General features: G+C 44.2%; 17 protein-coding genes and 1 tRNA gene. 11 read left to right on the forward strand and 7 right to left on the reverse strand.

Annotated features, from left to right (window positions below; genetic code table 11):
- Positions 1–107: 107 nt before the first annotated feature.
- On the reverse strand, positions 108–2024 hold the full coding sequence (locus V7Q33_RS03410) for a T9SS type A sorting domain-containing protein (protein WP_333818909.1): 1917 nt from the start codon (positions 2022–2024) through the stop codon (positions 108–110).
- Positions 2025–2715: 691 nt separating this feature from the next.
- Positions 2716–2788 (reverse strand) — tRNA-Met (locus tag V7Q33_RS03415).
- Between the two features lie 97 nt (positions 2789–2885).
- Here V7Q33_RS03415 and era point away from each other — a divergent pair.
- From era to V7Q33_RS03435, 4 genes are all read left to right on the forward strand, one after another.
- Positions 2886–3773, forward strand: coding sequence for a GTPase Era (gene era / locus V7Q33_RS03420; RefSeq protein ID WP_331981623.1), 888 nt, complete (start codon positions 2886–2888; stop codon positions 3771–3773).
- A 66-nt stretch (positions 3774–3839) separates the two neighbouring features.
- Positions 3840–5150 carry a ribosome biogenesis GTPase Der gene (der, locus tag V7Q33_RS03425; protein ID WP_331981626.1) on the forward strand — a complete coding sequence of 437 codons (1311 nt, stop codon included), beginning with the start codon at positions 3840–3842 and terminating at the stop codon, positions 5148–5150.
- 87 nt (positions 5151–5237) lie between these two features.
- Entirely contained in the window at positions 5238–5426 is a 189-nt protein-coding gene (locus V7Q33_RS03430; RefSeq protein ID WP_331981629.1) for a hypothetical protein, read from the forward strand.
- 60 nt (positions 5427–5486) lie between these two features.
- Positions 5487–6113 carry a SprT-like domain-containing protein gene (locus V7Q33_RS03435; protein WP_333818910.1) on the forward strand — a complete coding sequence of 209 codons (627 nt, stop codon included), beginning with the start codon at positions 5487–5489 and terminating at the stop codon, positions 6111–6113.
- Here the strand turns inward: V7Q33_RS03435 and V7Q33_RS03440 are convergent.
- From V7Q33_RS03440 to V7Q33_RS03460, 5 genes are all read right to left on the reverse strand, one after another.
- Entirely contained in the window at positions 6095–6661 is a 567-nt protein-coding gene (locus V7Q33_RS03440) for a hypothetical protein (RefSeq protein ID WP_333818911.1), read from the reverse strand. The two genes, V7Q33_RS03435 and V7Q33_RS03440, sit on opposite strands and share 19 nt — an antisense overlap.
- A 62-nt stretch (positions 6662–6723) precedes the next feature.
- Positions 6724–7533 carry an N-acetylmuramic acid 6-phosphate etherase gene (gene murQ, locus V7Q33_RS03445; protein ID WP_333818912.1) on the reverse strand — a complete coding sequence of 270 codons (810 nt, stop codon included), beginning with the start codon at positions 7531–7533 and terminating at the stop codon, positions 6724–6726.
- Entirely contained in the window at positions 7534–8379 is an 846-nt protein-coding gene (locus tag V7Q33_RS03450) for an N-acetylglucosamine kinase (protein WP_331981641.1), read from the reverse strand.
- 145 nt (positions 8380–8524) lie between these two features.
- Positions 8525–8773, reverse strand: coding sequence for a cytochrome b5 domain-containing protein (locus tag V7Q33_RS03455; protein ID WP_333818913.1), 249 nt, complete (start codon positions 8771–8773; stop codon positions 8525–8527).
- Positions 8770–9483, reverse strand: a complete 714-nt coding sequence (locus tag V7Q33_RS03460) for an RDD family protein (protein ID WP_333818914.1) — start codon at positions 9481–9483, stop codon at positions 8770–8772. The genes V7Q33_RS03455 and V7Q33_RS03460 overlap by 4 nt, the downstream gene beginning before the upstream one ends.
- 58 nt (positions 9484–9541) lie before the next feature.
- Here V7Q33_RS03460 and V7Q33_RS03465 point away from each other — a divergent pair, with 58 nt between their 5' ends.
- From V7Q33_RS03465 to V7Q33_RS03495, 7 genes are all read left to right on the forward strand, one after another.
- The gene (locus tag V7Q33_RS03465; protein ID WP_333818916.1) at positions 9542–10786 is read left to right on the forward strand and encodes a dipeptidase; all 1245 of its coding nucleotides are present in this window, start codon (positions 9542–9544) and stop codon (positions 10784–10786) included.
- A 77-nt stretch (positions 10787–10863) separates the two neighbouring features.
- Positions 10864–11835 (forward strand): stage II sporulation protein M, encoded by a 972-nt coding sequence (locus V7Q33_RS03470; RefSeq protein WP_333818918.1) that lies wholly within the window; start codon positions 10864–10866, stop codon positions 11833–11835.
- Positions 11813–12820: a hypothetical protein gene (locus tag V7Q33_RS03475; protein WP_333818919.1), complete on the forward strand. Its 1008-nt coding sequence runs from the start codon at positions 11813–11815 to the stop codon at positions 12818–12820. Before V7Q33_RS03470 ends, V7Q33_RS03475 begins: the two co-directional genes overlap by 23 nt.
- On the forward strand, positions 12807–13583 hold the full coding sequence (locus V7Q33_RS03480; protein WP_333818920.1) for a DUF4129 domain-containing protein: 777 nt from the start codon (positions 12807–12809) through the stop codon (positions 13581–13583). Before V7Q33_RS03475 ends, V7Q33_RS03480 begins: the two co-directional genes overlap by 14 nt.
- Complete coding sequence (locus V7Q33_RS03485; RefSeq protein WP_333818921.1) at positions 13580–14779, forward strand: DUF4350 domain-containing protein; 1200 nt, start codon at positions 13580–13582, stop codon at positions 14777–14779. The genes V7Q33_RS03480 and V7Q33_RS03485 overlap by 4 nt, the downstream gene beginning before the upstream one ends.
- A 53-nt stretch (positions 14780–14832) precedes the next feature.
- Positions 14833–15810, forward strand: coding sequence for an AAA family ATPase (locus V7Q33_RS03490; RefSeq protein WP_331981664.1), 978 nt, complete (start codon positions 14833–14835; stop codon positions 15808–15810).
- A 36-nt stretch (positions 15811–15846) separates the two neighbouring features.
- Positions 15847–17142: a DUF58 domain-containing protein gene (locus tag V7Q33_RS03495; protein ID WP_331981666.1), complete on the forward strand. Its 1296-nt coding sequence runs from the start codon at positions 15847–15849 to the stop codon at positions 17140–17142.
- Positions 17143–17289: the final 147 nt, after the last annotated feature.

Below are 17289 nucleotides of genomic sequence, written 5' to 3' on the forward strand. Positions count from 1 at the left end.
ATCCTATAAAAACATGAGTTTGTCTCCGCTTGCTATAGACCGGAAGCAAATAAAGGGCGGATCATTTGCTACAAGTATAACGAGGTTATCGTTTTGGATGCATAGGTTTATCTTACAAGGATCATTTTCTCCGTTGTTGAATAATTCCCAACTTTTAACCGACAGAAGTACAATCCGGCGGGCAATGAGCTTCCGTTAAAATCAATTCGATGCATTCCGGTAGGCAGTTCTTTGTCGACCAAGGTGGAAATCTTCCCTCCCATGTAATCAAAAACGTCCAATACGACCAATGCCTTTGCAGAAGTTTGGAATTGAATGGTTGTTAAACCGGAGAATGGGTTGGGATAATTAGTCAGACCCTGTTCAGTTTTTAATTCACTGGCAACGGATGTGACTGTTGGCTGGTTATTACCGGCTTCGATCATGACGAACTGAACCGACCGAGCGGGAACGTCCAATTTAATGGCAGCACCGATTGAAAAGGCATTTGCCGGAATCGTCTCAAGGTTTTTGCGTGGGCCCCATTGCGTTCCTTCCGGGCCCACACCATTTACGGATACAAACTGCGAAAAATCGCCATTGTCGTTTCCACCTGTTAAAGAATAACAATAGTATTGATTCCCAACACCGATGTTCGTTGGATCTATTTTAACAACCTGGGCAATTTTTCCTTTGTTTACAATCACAACCCCTGTTTCGCCCGACGAAAATTTAGAGGCATACGCTAAAATATCTGCGTTATTTGAGGTGGCTGGAATCGCATAATCACCGGTAAATTTCCGCTGGTAATAAGAATAGTAAAAATCCGGTCGTGGCTGCCACAGCAAACTGCTATTGTTGCCCTGATAAAACATGCCATCATCACCTGAAGCAAGCAACCACCTTGCCCCTAATCCAAAATTGTTCTTTATTAATTCATTATACAGAATGGTAGCCTGCATTCCATTAATATAGGAATGTAGCGGGCCCGAGCCGGCTGCATTGCCATCCATATTATACTCGGTTAATGCCACCGGTTTAGGGAATGCGTTTTTGTCAATAATATCCTGCTGAATGAAGCTGATATTTTTCTTTGGTTCAGTGGCAGCTATCGACAACAAATTATCCGCGTTTGAATCCTTTCCAAAATAGTTGTGCATGACGTAGAAATCGGCAGCATCACCCACTTCACTAAACACTCCTGCGTTCCAGGTCTTATCCACCGAATTCCAGCTTGTTGAGCCATCGAAATGCAATACTTGTGCACCGATATATATTGTTGCTCCGACTTCAGCCGCAGCCGCTCTCATCGAATCGGCAAAGACCCTGAAATGTTGACCGTATAGCTGGCCGGAAATAATTTCAGGCTGCCCATCCTTATTAACTTTTGTATCGATCTTAAAACTAGCTTCCCACGGGCCGGCATTTTCATTTCCGATCTCCCAGAATTTAGTCCGTCCATTATCGTAACGCACCCATTGAGCCGCGAGATGAGCAGCCTGCGCAACCGGGTTATTGCTCAATCCATAACGGGCATAAGCGTAATTGACTGTGATGAGTCCTTGCGAATGAGTTTGCTCGCGCAACAGGTAATAATTATCCGTGGTAGTGGGCCAGTCGTTCTTTCCTGAGATTGCAAAAAATTTTGCCTTTTTGCCTGTCGTGCCATCATAGATAGAGTCGGGCAAATCGGACGGTTTTCCATCCCAGAAAAAGATATTGCCCCAACTTCCTCCCGGATAACGGATCAAAGACGGATTCAATGCCTGCGTGTTTTTCACAAATGTGGCGTTGCCAGTATTATTCCCCATCCAGGATGCTATGGCATTGCCAAATATATATTTAGATATTTTACCCAGTGTATCGGCCAATAGGGTAACCGTTACACTTGGTGCGTTGGTAGTTTTATTTGCAACTATTGAAGTCGGGATAACGGCAGTTTTGGGCTCGAAATCATCTAAGAAGCAATTTCTGTTTTGCGCGGAAAGTGATGGTGCGCAGGCAATCATAATACCTAAGAATGCTATAAGCTTTAAATCCTTCATGTGTATCTGTTGTTTTAATTCCTCTCCAGTTACTCGTATAAAAAGACAGGTATTTCAATCTTCCACAACGATTGCGGATCATTGTGGAATCGTTTGCAACAAATGTATGAAAACATGAAAGTCCGTATGTCCTTAATATGTCCCGTTCCACTGCATTAGAAGTCTATAAAGGTTTTGTATCTCCGATTGAGTGTAGCAAAATTGTGAATCGATGGCTTTAATGAAGACTCTGACGTCTGAAAAAAGGAAGATCAAAAAGCTAATGACAGGGTATTATTCTGATTGGGCTGATAGAATGTTGTTGCTTAAGTTTTGTTATCGACTAGTCCATCTGGATAAGTGAATTCGCGGCTATCTATATGAGATATAAATGGGGTTATATTCATGTGTTTAACAATTTGAAATTTCTTAATTGATTATCAAGAGTGTTCGAACCCTCTCAATTGACATAACTATAAATCAACTTGTCGTATACTTGGTGCAGATGTATATAGTTCATGAGACATAAATTATATTAAGGATGATAAATGATCATGTGAGAGATGTGAACCCACACCAATCGCCTCAACTAAAGTCCGGCAATGCTTATAGTGAACATCGGGTTGGTGTGAAAACTTTTAAAGGCTCGAAGTGGCCTTCAGTTAAAGAAAAAAAAGACCTCTAATTTCTGAAATTAGAGGTCTTTTTATCGTAGCGGGGACAAGACTCGAACTTGTGACCTTTGGGTTATGAGCCCAACGAGCTACCAACTGCTCCACCCCGCGATATAGTTTCGATTTGATTTTTGTTGCCTTTCCTCAAATCGTTTGCAAAAGTAGACCGCTCACATTTAAAAAACAAGTTACCTTTGCAAAATCATTTATGGTATCATCATCTTTTAAGGCTGGCTTTGTGAGCATTGTTGGTAAACCCAATGTAGGCAAATCATCACTCATGAATAAACTGATGGGAGAAAACCTCTCCATCATCTCTGCGAAAGCACAAACTACGCGCCATCGCATCATGGGAATTTTGAATGGTGACGATTTTCAGATAGTTTATTCTGACACTCCCGGTATTCTCGAACCAAAATACTCTTTACATGAAGCCATGATGAGCTACGTAAAGGTATCGATGGAAGATGCTGATGCTATTTTACTGGTGGTTGCACTCGAAGACACATACGAGCAGGAATTGTTTGAACGCTTTCAAAAAATAAAAACTCCCATTCTGCTGGTCATCAATAAAATTGATCTGGGCAAAGGCACGCAGGTAGCGGATAAAGTTGCGTATTGGAAAAGTTCTCTTCCCAATATCCGCGAAATCGTAACGGTATCGGCAAAAACCGGAGAACATGTTCAGGATTTATTCCCTAAACTCCTATCGTTAATGCCGAATCATCCGCCCTACTTTCCGCAGGATGAATTTACCGATCGTACAGAGCGCTTCTTTGCTTCAGAGATCATTCGTGAAAAAATATTTCTCAACTACGACCAGGAGATTCCTTACAGCGCAGAGGTTTCGGTGCAGGCTTTTAAGGAAGATGAAAACATCATTCGCATCAGTGCGGTGATCTATGTAGAGCGTGATTCACAGAAAGGTATCCTGATCGGTAAAGGAGGGAGCTCACTCAAGAAGGTAGGCATGGACGCCCGCAAAGACATGGAAGCTTTTTTCGGCAAAAAGATATTTCTGGAAACACATGTAAAGGTTGCCGACAACTGGAGAAAGGAAAAGCTCAAGCTCAGGCATTTCGGATACCTTGAATAGTATATAATAATAAAAAGCGATCAGGCAGATCGCGAACAGTTAACATCGTCAATTGAAGATTTTGTAATGGCAAACATTGTAGCAATAGTAGGCAGGCCAAACGTGGGCAAATCCACATTCTTTAACCGCCTCATTGAAAAGCGTCAGGCAATCATGGATAATGAACCGGGTGTAACCCGCGACCGCCACTACGGCTATGCGGAGTGGTGCGGTAAATATTTCACGGTAATTGATACGGGTGGATATGTTACCGGCTCGGAAGATAAGTTTGAAGCAGAGATACGTAAACAGGTGAAACTGGCCATCGATGAAGCAGCGGCCATCATTTTTATGGTGGATTGCCGCGATGGACTTACGGGGTTCGATAAAGAATTTGCCAACATACTGCGCACTGCCAAGAAGCCCATCTTTATAGCAGCCAACAAGGCCGATACGCCTGATAAAGGTATACTTGCTACAGAATTCTATGCACTTGGCCTGGATGGCGAGATCTTCCCGATCTCGGCTGAGAATGGTGGAGGCACAGGGGAGCTACTGGACGAGCTTATCAAAGTTTTTCCGAGTGAAGGTGTTGAAGACCCGGATGCAGGTATACCACGCATTGCCATATTGGGCAGACCCAACGTTGGTAAATCGTCATTACTAAATGCTTTGCTGGGAACAGACCGGAGTATTGTAACCGATGAAGCCGGCACTACGCGCGATGCCATTCATTCCTACTATAAAATGTATGGCCAAAACTTTATACTCATCGATACGGCCGGTGTACGCAAGAAAGGTAAAGTAAAAGACGACATTGAATTTTATTCAGTGCTCCGCTCGCTACGTGCACTGGAGGAAAGTGATGTTTGTATCATCGTGATTGATGCTGAGCGTGGAATGGAATCGCAGGATGTAAACCTTATTAGCCTGGCGCACCGTCAGGGTAAGGGTATGGTGATTATGGTAAACAAGTGGGATCTTATTGAAAAGGATTCGAAGACATCTGACAAGTTTAAGAAAGATATACTTGAGAAGCTGGCACCAATCGATTATATACCAATCATCTTTTCATCCGTACTCAACAAGCAGCGTATCTTCCAGGTTATGGAGAAAGCCGTAGAAGTGTTTGAGAACAAGACCAAGAAGATACCTACTTCCAAGCTTAACGATACGTTATTGAGAGAGATTGAACGCTACCCGCCGCCATCCATGAAGGGTAAACTGATCCAGATCAAATATATCACGCAAGTAAATGCCCGGTTTCCATCGTTTGCATTCTTCTGTAACCTGCCACAGTATATTCAGGAGTCGTATCAGCGCTTTTTGGAGAATAAGATTCGTGAGCATTTTGATTTTCAAGGAGTGCCTGTGAGGTTGATATTCCGCAAAAAATAGCCTTTAGAACAATTTTTTATTACCCGCTTGATTCGGTGTGATGTAATCGTACTATATTTGCGGTAAATTTTTTAAAACCTGTAAACTATGAAAAAATTAATCGCATTGTTAGCTGTTTGTGGCTTTGCTTTCGCTTTCGCTGCATGTGGCAAGAAAGCTGAACCTGCTGCTGAAGCTGTAGATTCTGCTGCTGTTGAAACTCCAGCTCCTGCTGTTGTTGACTCAGCTGCTGCTCCTGCTGCTGATTCAGTAAAGGCTGACTCAACAGCTCACTAATCAATCTTAGGATTGATTTTCCGAGAGGCTTTAGAAAACTAAAGCCTTTTTTTATTTTTTATGAAAGCCGATAAAGTACTGGAAATATTACGATTACATATACCGGCAGAAGCCGTATCGTATTGTTTCGACCTTTGGAAAGCAAGCCCGTTTGACTTGAAGCTTACCAAGAGCCGGCAAACCAAAGTTGGTGACTTTACCAGCCGCCGAACCAAAAGCCACCCGAGAATCACCCTCAACCACGATCTCAATCAATACCTCTTCCTAACCACGTATGTTCACGAGGTAGCCCATCTAAAAGTATATTTGAAATTTGGGGGCCGCGTAGACCCGCATGGCGAAGAATGGAAGACCACATTTACGGAATTAATGGTTCCTCTACTTTGGGAAACTGTTTTTCCTGACGAAATCTTACATGAGCTACGCAGGCACATGATCAACCCCAAGGCAAGTTCATTTGCTGATGCCGCCTTAACCCACGCTTTCAGGAAATTTGATCGGAACGCGCATCAGTTTGCTATACTATCAGATATACCGGAGGGAAGTATTTTCAAACTTCAGGGACGTTACTTTAAGAAAGGGAAGCTTCGCAGAACGCGCGTGCTGTGCCGGGAGCTTCAATCAAAACGCGATTACCTTGTACCGGCCGATGCGCAGGTAAGCGATGTTCAGTTCAGTCTTCTCTGAATCAACCCGCTCACTAATTCATAAAATGTTGAGGGCTTTAACGTACGCCAGTTATCAATCTGCAGCGTGCCACCCATGTTCATATACTGATCGAGGTGATATCTGCTGAACTCGCGCTGCACAAAGTCGGGGAAATTTACTGCGGCAATCCAGCCATCTTCAATTTCCTCATACCACTCTTCATAATAACTATCGTCAGAGCCGTGGAAGTTCATGATGTTCTCGCCGATGAGTATAAATTTATTGATGCCTTCTTTCAACAAGAGTTCCAACACACTCCGCTTCAGTGTCATGATATCGTTGTTCAGTGTATCATTCCACTCGCCTATAAATTCTATCACTACATATCCCAGATCGTAATCAGCATAGAGAATTTTTATAAACAGTGTTTCAGATCCGATGGAATCCCAGGCGGGATCTATATAGTATCCGTAGATGGTTTCGGAGTATACATCGTGATTATATTCTTTACCGTAGAAAGGCGAACGATCATCGGCCGATGAGTCGTAATACTTTTGCCAGTTATAGTATGGTTCTATATCGTGCAAGGGAATCTTTTTGAATAGCTGCTGTAAAAAACTGATCCCGCCAGGATTAGCATACAGGTTTTCTATATACTATTCCGGAACGCTTCCACTGCATTGCGTACCGAGCCATGGGTTTTGAGTAACTGCGCAGCCTGATCAGCTGATACCTGCAATTCTTCCATGATCATTCGAGTGCCACGATCCACCAGTTTCTTATTGGTAAGCTGCATATCTACCATCTTGTTGCCCTTTACATGCCCCAGCTTGATCATGGTAGCGGTAGTAATCATATTCAACACAAGCTTTTGTGCTGTACCTGCTTTCATGCGTGTGCTACCGGTAACAAACTCCGGACCCACTACCACTTCTACAGGATAATCTGCTGCTGCTGCCACTGCAGAACCGTGGTTGCATACAATACAACCAGTAACAACACCGTTGGCGCGGGCATCTTTAAGCCCACCGATTACATACGGGGTTCGCCCTGAAGCCGCTATACCAATAAGTACATCCTGCTGGTTGATGAGGTGTTCTTCCAGGTCTTTCCAGGCTTGTGCTGCATCATCTTCGGCATTTTCAACGGCTTTGCGTATAGCCATATCGCCACCGGCTATCAGTCCTATCACTTTCCCATGAGGCACGCCATAGGTGGGCGGTATCTCCGATGCATCTACAACCCCCAAACGGCCGCTGGTGCCGGCACCTATATAGAACAAGCGGCCGCCACCCTGCATCTTCTCTACAATAACATTAACCAGCGCTTCGATGCTTGGTATAACTTTTTCGATTGCGAACGGAACAGTTTTGTCTTCGTTGTTGATGTTGATCAGCAACTCATTCACGCTCATCGATTCGAGATGATCGTAGTGGGAAGATGATTCCGTTGTTGTCACCTAGTTTGAATCGTTCTGGTGGTATAACGTGAGACCTGCTATAGGTCCTTCAAGTATATTCTTTACGGTAATGCCTTTATCATTGGCTACCTGGCGAAGTATATCGCTGAAGTAAAAAGCGATAGAACCTGTAAAATGCACTTTCAGATTCTGGTAGTTCTCATACTTCATCACATTATTCTCATAGAACTCTGCAAAGCTGTTATAGATGAGGCTATAGCAATATGGATCTTTGAGGTGCTGAAATATAAAGCGGGTAAAGCTCGCCAGAAATGCACTGGGGCGTTCCTGCTGGTATATTTTCTCCAGGAACTCTTCACGCGTAAGCGGAAATCTTTCCTGGAACTGAAGCGCTACAGAGTCTGGCATCTTCTTGCGCAGATAATCTACCAGGAATTTTTTACCGATGTTGGCGCCAGATCCTTCATCTGCCAGAATCCATCCGAGGTTCGCTACGTTGTCTATAATCTTGTTGCCATCGTACAGGCAAGAATTGGAGCCTGTACCCATGATACATGCTATACCGGGCTCATGTCCGCAGAGAGCACGTGCTGCTGCAAGTAAATCCCAGCCTATCTCGATCTGTGCTTCCGGGAAAAATTCAAGGAATGCGCTTTTTATAGTGAGCTGATTCTTAACAGACGAAACCCCGGCACCGTAGAAAAATATCTTATTAACCTGGTCGTGAATTTTCGGTAACAATATTTCCTGAACATTCTTCTTCAGGTCATCGATGGGTTGGTAGTATGGATTAAATCCCGGAGCGCTGGCCTGGCCAATTGTTCCATCCTTCTGAATAAACCTCCAATCAGTTTTGGAACCTCCGCTGTCTGCAATAAGAATCATTGTATATGAGCCGCTGGTTATCCGCGAATTTAGCTTGTTTAGAAACGGTTTGCAATTTCAACGGCGGCAAAACTAAAACAGTAAACAACAACTTAAAACAAGTTACACAAGTGTGTCCGTGTGTTGTGGTAAATTTTCAATTCTTTTAATTCACTAGCCTGCCTATTACGGTAAATCTATCAAAAACCTTTTCTGTGTGAGGTGCATCTTTCAATTCATCGGTCAGATCCTGCCCTGCCCAGTGCTCGTAATGTTTACCCTCACGCCATAGTCGCGACTTGGTTACATCGTAGATTAACCCCAAGTATGCCACCCATATCTGTGGTTTATCCTGGCCGTTGCGCAGGGCTAACTGAGCTTTGGTATAGGAGGGGAGATTATGCGGCTCGCTCACTTTCCGGAGGTTACTTTACTATAATCCTTCAGAATGGTAGTCAGGAAATTCTCAAACGTCATGTCTGTCTCAATCGAAAGCATTCTTTTGATCTTCTCGGTAATCAGCATAACAGGTTGAATATTGTCGTGCTTGCGGTATACTTCCAGTGCCTGCTGTATTAACTCCACATCACGATCGCTTAACATGGCTACCGCCGGAAATTGAGGTACATAATCATCTTCGGCCAGTGTAAATACTTCGTTTGCTGTAACGGCCTGCTGCGGCACCAGTTTCACCACGGTAGTGCCTGCCGCTATATCTCCAAGGCGCTGCCCTTTGTTGTTTAAAGCAATGGTAATAATCGCTACCATACCTGACATAGCCTGAACTTCGATGATGCGCAGCAACCAGCGCATTAAATAATTACCCACTGTAGCCGGTGTACCGTCTATGCGAACAACCTTGATCTTCATCTGTCGCTTGCCAGGGCTTTGGCCACCCATGAAGATTTCGAACAGCAAATGGTATAAAGTATAGGGAATAGCGATCACCGCGATGATAACGGCAGGAGAATTTACATTCAGTTCCACCAGGCAATAGATAGCACCTATCATGTAGGCGATAACGATTACGGAATCAATGAGCGTAGCCAGCATGCGATCGCCCAAGCTCGCTACCGGATACTGTATAAAAACATTTTGCGTGGTACGTACACTTACTGTTTGCATCAGGATGAAAATTCAATAACTTTTCCGTCCTAAAGATATTACAAATCAACCTGTGGTTATGCGTGCCTGTACTTTTACTGTATTAATTGTTCTCGCGATTGCTTCCGCCTGCAGCACTTCTCATAAAAAGGATTATGCTTCGCTTCCTGACGAACAACTGCACAAAGTGGCAGACTCGCTTGCACGGGCTTATATCATTACGGATGGTCACGTTGATCTGCCTTATCGCCTCAAGGTAAAGAACTTTCGCCTCGACCGCGAATACCTGGGCATACCGGTAGAAACAAAGGAAGGCGACTTTGACTACGTGCGTGCCAAAAAAGGTGGACTGGACGCTCCGTTCATGTCGATCTATATACCTTCCAGCTACCAGCAAAAACCTGATATGGGAAAGGCACTCGCCGATTCGCTTATCAACATGATACACTTTATTGCCGACTCTGTTGCAGACAAGTTTGCACTGGCTGGTTCGCCCGATGAAATTATAGCTAACACCAAAGCCGGTAAAATATCGCTGCCAATGGGCATGGAGAACGGGGCACCGATTGGCAACGACCTGGCGAATGTTAAGTATTTCTACGACCGTGGTATACGATATATAACGTTAACGCATGGCAAAGACAACCAGATCTGTGATTCATCTTATGATACATTGAACACTTCCAACGGGCTCAGTCCTTTCGGAGAAAAAGTGGTAGCCGAAATGAATCGGGTAGGCATTATGGTAGATATATCGCATGTATCTGACAGTACATTTTATGATGTGATGAAGATTACCAAAGCACCGTGCATCGCTTCACACTCTTCGTGCCGCTACTTTACTCCCGGCTTTCAGCGTAACATGAATGACGATATGATTAAGGCATTGGCAAAAAATGGTGGTGTTATCCAGATCAACTTTGGTGCATCGTTCCTGGATTCTGTAGCCAGACGCAACGATGCCTTGCGCGATTCACTTGAGAAAATATTACAGGAGAAGAAGCTTACTTCTGCTGATCAGGATGCGCAGCCTATCATCGATCAGTTTGCCCGCGACCACAAGGAATTATTTTCCGATGTAGAGCGTGTTGCTGATCACATAGACCATGTAGTAAAGCTGGTGGGTATAGATCACGTGGGAATCGGATCAGACTACGATGGCGTGGGCGACAGCCTTCCGGTAGGTCTGAAAGATGTATCGCAATACCCCAACCTGATTTATGTTTTACTGAAGCGCGGCTACACTCCTGCTGACATTGAAAAAATCTGCAGCGGAAATGTATTTCGCGTGTGGAATCAGGTGATTGCTGTTGCCGGCCATTGAAAAATAATGTGCATTTTGCTGTCGGTTTATAGAGCAAAGAAAACAGGCGCCCCGCAGATACCAACAACCTAATCATTGTGAGAGAAGCTGCATTTGTAAAACGAAATCAGGCACGCTGGCAGGAGTTTGAACGTACGCTCGCTGTACCGCAGAGCATCAAGCCCGACAAGCTTGCCGAGATCTTTATACAGATCACGGATGATCTCTCCTTTGCGCGTACACAATATCCGGATAGCCGCGTTACCCAATACCTCAACAACCTGGCCTCCAAAATCCATTTGGAGATTTACAAAAACAAACGTGAAGACAAGAACCGGTTCGTTACCTTCTGGACAACCGAAGTGCCGTTGGTGATGTATGAATCGCGCAGGCAACTTTTCTACGCTTTTATTATTTTTATAGTAGCCGGATTTATAGGCGTTGCCTCAACGCTTTATGACGATACATTTATACGCCTTATTCTGGGCGATGGCTATGTGAACATGACGCTGGAAAATATCCGAAAGGGAAACCCCACTGCCATCTACGGAGATGACAACGAGGTGAGCATGTTCTTTCGCATTACGTTCAACAATATTATGGTATCGTTCAATACGTTTGTGTTCGGTGCCATCTCTTCTTTGTTAACCGGAGGTTTTCTTTTTTATAATGGCTTGATGGTGGGGGCATTTCTCACATTTTTCTATACTGAAGGGCAACTGGCACAAGGTGCACCGGTAATTATGCTGCATGGCACCATTGAGCTTTCGTCTATTGTTATAGCAGGTGCAGCCGGTTTTGTTATGGGCAACAGTATACTATTTCCCGGCACCTATTCACGGCTGGAGTCATTCAAACGCGGCGCATTGAAAGGATTGAAAATGGTATTGGGCCTCGTTCCGTTTTTTATCGTAGCAGGATTCATAGAATCGTTTGTAACGCGCTATGGGTTCATGCACTGGAGCATTAAAATGATCATCATTGGTATATCGGCCTTTCTGATGATCTACTACTTTATTATATATCCCCACCGGTTAGTAAAGAAATATGGAGACTACAAACGTGATTGAATTTCAACGGGCGCGCAACTTCAGTCAGAAGATGAGCGTGACATTTGATTTTTTACGGCAAAATTTTAAATCATTTGCCAAGAGCATGTTGTTTATTGCCGGCCCGCCGGTAATTCTCAGCAGTATATTTATAGGCGATATCTTCAATCGCTTTATGGGATTTAGCGTAGCGTCACAAAACCGTTTTGGCAGCAGCAATCCCGAAGAATTACAGAATTACTTCTCATCTTCCACCTTCTGGTTGCAGATACTGGGCATTGTGCTTTTTGCCTGGATCGGTGGTGTTATTACCATTGCTACTACCTATGGCTATATGCGCGTTTACAGCGAGAAACGAACTTCCTCTATTGAAGTAAGTGAAGTGTGGGCACAGGTGCGCAGAACGTTCTGGATGCACTTTGGTACTTTAACATTGTATGTAATTGTAATGATCGTGTTGTTTGTTATACTCGCTATACCGCTTGGGTTAATTATGGGCGCTGCAAGTTTCATCAGTCCGTTCCTTACCATTTTCGGAGTGCTGGCTTTTTACCTGTTTGCGTTCGTGCTCAGCATAAACATGTCGCTCGTATTCATTATCCGCGAATCAGAACATATAGGTTTCTTCGATGGCCTTTCCAGGTTGTTCTATCTTGTCAAGAATAAAATGTGGAGTACCGCCGGTATTGGTTTTATCAATACACTGATCCAATCTACTGTTTCTTTTATCTTCTTCCTTCCGTGGTATATAAGCTTTATCGTATCCATGCTGCACCAGGCTAAAGGCGAAGTATATGAAGAACCGGGGGGTGTTATGGCTGCCGTAAATTCCTTATTCCTCATTCTATATTTTGTTTGCAACACACTGCTTTATTCGCTGCCGTTGGTAGCACTTGCCTTTCAATACTACAACCTGGTGGAGCTGAAGGAATCGAAAGGACTGATGAGCAGTATTGAAACATTCGGGCAAAGCACTGCTCAACCACAAAACGATGAGCATTACTAAGTTTTTACTGGCAGGTATATTTCTTTTTTATGCTGTTGGTTCTTTCGCACAAGATCCGGCACCACCGGTTTTGCAGGAAAATATCGATAGCCTCTTTCATGAGCAGGACGAAGATGAACCCGAAATTATTCCTGCTGCCGACAGCACCGTTGTTGACATACGCAAAGTAGATGAGGGCAAGATTGAAGAAATGCGTCAGGATCCGGAAATGGATTATGGAACGGATAGTCCAGCCATTGTAAGCTTGTGGGATCGTATCAAGATGTGGCTGATCGCAGCGCTGAGCTGGTTATTTTATATGGGCCAATCTACCGACTGGGGAAATGTGATTGTAGGAATATTAGTAGTGTCGGTGTTGATCTATGTGATTTTGCGCTTGCTCAAAATCGATGCACTAAAAATATTCTATGCAAAGGCGGATAAAACTGCCATGGTGCATGAAGTAATCGAAGAGAATATTCATGAAATGGATTTCGAGAAGCTGATACAGGAAGCGCTGTTGCGGAAAGAATACAGGCTTGCTATTCGATTGATCTTTTTGCATGGGCTCAAGCTGCTGGCCGATCATCATCATATTACCTGGGAGCCCGGCAAAACCAATCATGACTATCTCAATGAATTAACCGCAAAAGAACTGAAGAGCGGTTTTCATGAACTGAATTTTTACTTTGAATATGCCTGGTATGGAAACTTCGTCATCACTGATGAACTGTACGGGCGGGTGAACAACATTTTCAATAATTGGAAAAGTAATATCCGTTGAAGAAGGACTGGAAATATATAGCATACATTGCCGGTGCTGTGGTGGTTTACCTCATCTTTTCGATGATGGCCCCGCGGCAGCTCGACTGGCGTATTACTTTTCATCGCAACCACAAAATACCGTTTGGCGGATATGCTCTGAGTGAATTGATTCACGATTTGTTTCCAGAGCAACGTGTGCTGCAAAACAATGCCACCATTTACGAATTGTACGATACCATACACCAGCCGGTAAATTTTATCAGTATATCAACCGACTTCAGTCCTCCGGATGATGATGTAAATGCGTTGCTGAAAAACGTAGCCCGTGGTGGTTCAGCTTTAATATCGGCCCATGGTTTTTATGGCAAGTTTGCCGATACCCTGAAGATCGGCACGTCTGACTATTACTTCGAAAATGAGCATCGCCATTTCCTTACCGATAAAGAAGATTCTTCGCGACTGCGTTTTACCAACATAGCCTTGCATGATACAGGGGTATATATATATCCGCGCAAAAACATTCATGAGCGTTTTATACTGCGCTCCGATTCGCTGCATGCAAAAGCTGTAGCCGAGAATGATGTGCACTTACCGGTAACGCTCGCTATACCCTGGGGCAAAGGAACCATCATTTTGAATTGCACCCCTATGACTTTTACCAACGCCTATCTGTTGTCTGGTGATAACAGCCGGTTTGCTGCCACTACGCTGTCGTATCTGCCGGTAAACGATGTAATCTGGACGGAGTACTATCACCTTGGTCGAATGGAGGCAACAACGCCATTGCGGTTTATACTAAATACAGAATCATTGCGATGGGCTTACTTCATCACTATTCTCTCGATTATCGTGTTCATACTCTTTGAAGTAAAACGAAAGCAGCGCATTATTCCGGTAATTAAGCCACTGGGCAACACCACGCTGGAGTTTGTAAAAACTATTGGCAATCTATACTATCAGCAGGGCGAGCATAAAGATCTTGCCGAGAAGAAAATCCATTACCTTTTTGAACAAATCCGAACAAAATATTGGCTGGGCACCAGTCGGCTGGATGATAACTTTATAGTGGCGCTGTCGAAAAAGTCGGGCAAGCCGGAAGACGAAGTACGCTCGCTCATCATGTTAATACGGCTGATCCAATCGCAACCACAAATTGCAGTCGATCGGTTAATCGACTTGAATGAAAAAATAGAGAAGTTCAACTCACATTTATAACGGAAAAAGAATAGCGCACAGCCAGCGTTGCGCAGAAACAACTTACGATCATTATGGAAGAAAGAATTTTTGAGAATCGCGTTGACCTCAGCGCACTAAACCAGAGCATACAGCAGATCCGGTCGGAGATCGCTAAAGTAATTGTGGGTCAGGAGCAGATGGTAAACTTGTTGATCACCGCTATTCTGGCGGATGGCCACGTATTGATCGAAGGTGTGCCGGGCGTTGCCAAAACACTTACTGCCAAACTTCTGTCGAAAGTTATCTCGGTAAATTTCTCACGTATTCAATTCACTCCCGACCTGATGCCTTCTGATGTTTTGGGAACATCGATCTTCAACATGAAGAAATCAGAGTTTGAGTTCAAGGCAGGGCCTATATTTTCCAACATAGTGTTAATCGATGAGATCAACCGTGCGCCTGCAAAAACACAGGCCGCTCTATTTGAGGTAATGGAAGAGCGCCAGGTAACGATCGATGGCACCACCTATCCGTTCGAACATCCCTACATGGTAGTGGCCACACAAAACCCGATCGAACATGAAGGTACTTATCGTTTGCCGGAAGCACAGCTCGATCGCTTCCTCTTCAAGATCAGCGTTACCTATCCGGCGCTGGAACAGGAAATAGAGATCATTGCCGGGCATCATCAACGCAAGGGGCAGCAGGCAGTGAGTGAAGTAAGTGCTATACTTTCTGCCGAGCAGATCAGAAATTATCGCCTCTCCGTTCAGCAAATACACGTTGAGGCAAACCTGATCCGGTATATAGCGCAGATCATTCATGAAACGCGCAACAACCCGGCACTCTTCCTGGGTGCGTCACCGCGTGCTTCTGTCGCTATACTCAACAGCGCCAAAGCCTTTGCAGCCGTAAACGGCCGCGATTTTGTTACGCCGGAAGATATAAAGTTTGTAGCGCTGCCAGTGCTGCGCCACCGCATTGTACTTACTCCTGATAAAGAGATGGAAGGCATTACTGCCGATGAAGTAGTTCAACAGATTATTGACAAAGTAGAAGTTCCGCGCTAAGTGAAGCTGATCCGTGCCCTATATTTAAACAGCAGGTTGTTTACTGCTATCAGTATAGTAGTGGTGGCATTTGTTGCCAGTTTTATACTGAATATACCCATCGTTATCCCTAAGATACTTTTCCTGGTATTGCTGGCCGTAATATTAACCGATCTGCTGTTATTATTCCGAACGCGCAAGGGGGTATCTGGCGAGCGCCTCAACCCGGAGAAGCTTTCCAATGGCGATGACAATGAAGTACGTATTCAGCTGGATAATTTCTATGCCTTCAAAGCATCTCTCACCGTGATTGACGAGATACCGCACCAGTTTCAGCGGCGTGATCTCAACTTCAAGATTGATATACCTTCTGGTGAGAGGAAGATCATTCGATATTACCTGCGCCCGGTAAAGCGCGGAGAATATTCATTCGGGGCTGTAAATGTTTTTGTTACTACGCCAATCGGATTCCTGTCCCGCAGGTTCAGGTTCTCTGCCGATGCATTGGTACCGGTATATCCTTCCTATATACAGATGCGCAAATACGAATTGATGGCGATCTCGAATAAACTTACCGAAATCGGCATCAAAAAAATAAGACGCATTGGCCACAACCAGGAGTTTGAGCTGATCAAAGAATATGTTAGCGGCGATGACATCCGCACGATAAACTGGAAAGCTACAGCACGCAGAACCAACCTGATGGTAAACCACTTTCAGGATGAACGTTCGCAGCAGGTATACTCACTCATCGACAAAGGGCGTGTGATGCAAATGCCTTTTAACGGCATGAGCCTGCTGGATTACGCGATCAATGCATCCCTGGTAATATCGAATATAGCAATTAAGAAATCAGATAAGGCAGGGCTGATCACGTTTCAGGATAAGATCGGAACGATGGTGCCGGCGAACCGGAGAAACAATCAGCTGTCGCACATTATGGAAGTGCTATATAATCAGAAAACAGCCTACCGCGAATCTGATTTCTCTACCTTGCACAGCTTCATCCGCAGAAAAGTAAGTCAGCGGAGTCTGTTGTTGTTGTTTACCAACTTCGAATCCATTTATGGTCTGCACCGGCAATTGCCTTTCCTCAAGAGCCTGGCCAATCAGCATCTGCTGGTAGTGATATTCTTTGAGAACACAGAGATGCGTGCGATGCTCAACAACCCGGCTCACACCTTGCACGATGTGTATTACAAAGCTGTAGCCGAGAAATTCAGTTACGACAAAAAGCTGATTGTAAAAGAGCTCGCCAAACACGGCATACAGGCACTTCTCACAGCCCCTGAGCATTTAACCGTAAACACCATCAACAAATACCTGGAATTGAAAGCCAGAGGCATGATCTAGCTCTTTAAGCTTTTGCCTTAATCTTTCTGTTTTAAGCTTTCCGCTTTAAGCTTTTTCTGTATTTACGTGCCAACAGATAAAAATCCTTTTCATCTATTGGTTACATATACCCCCCTTTTACGGACTTAATATTCACTATTTTTGTTT

The organism is Ohtaekwangia sp. (assembly GCF_036786105.1).
GTDB lineage: Bacteria > Bacteroidota > Bacteroidia > Cytophagales > Cyclobacteriaceae > Ohtaekwangia.

Coding starts and splice junctions, on each gene's coding strand:
- V7Q33_RS03410 (WP_333818909.1), bottom strand. CDS start 2,024: ATGAAGGATTTAAAGCTTATAGCATTCTTAGGTATTATGATTGCCTGC.
- era (WP_331981623.1), top strand. CDS start 2,886: ATGGTATCATCATCTTTTAAGGCTGGCTTTGTGAGCATTGTTGGTAAA.
- der (WP_331981626.1), top strand. CDS start 3,840: ATGGCAAACATTGTAGCAATAGTAGGCAGGCCAAACGTGGGCAAATCC.
- V7Q33_RS03430 (WP_331981629.1), top strand. CDS start 5,238: ATGAAAAAATTAATCGCATTGTTAGCTGTTTGTGGCTTTGCTTTCGCT.
- V7Q33_RS03435 (WP_333818910.1), top strand. CDS start 5,487: ATGAAAGCCGATAAAGTACTGGAAATATTACGATTACATATACCGGCA.
- V7Q33_RS03450 (WP_331981641.1), bottom strand. CDS start 8,379: ATGATTCTTATTGCAGACAGCGGAGGTTCCAAAACTGATTGGAGGTTT.
- V7Q33_RS03460 (WP_333818914.1), bottom strand. CDS start 9,483: ATGCAAACAGTAAGTGTACGTACCACGCAAAATGTTTTTATACAGTAT.
- V7Q33_RS03465 (WP_333818916.1), top strand. CDS start 9,542: ATGCGTGCCTGTACTTTTACTGTATTAATTGTTCTCGCGATTGCTTCC.
- V7Q33_RS03475 (WP_333818919.1), top strand. CDS start 11,813: ATGGAGACTACAAACGTGATTGAATTTCAACGGGCGCGCAACTTCAGT.
- V7Q33_RS03480 (WP_333818920.1), top strand. CDS start 12,807: ATGAGCATTACTAAGTTTTTACTGGCAGGTATATTTCTTTTTTATGCT.
- V7Q33_RS03490 (WP_331981664.1), top strand. CDS start 14,833: ATGGAAGAAAGAATTTTTGAGAATCGCGTTGACCTCAGCGCACTAAAC.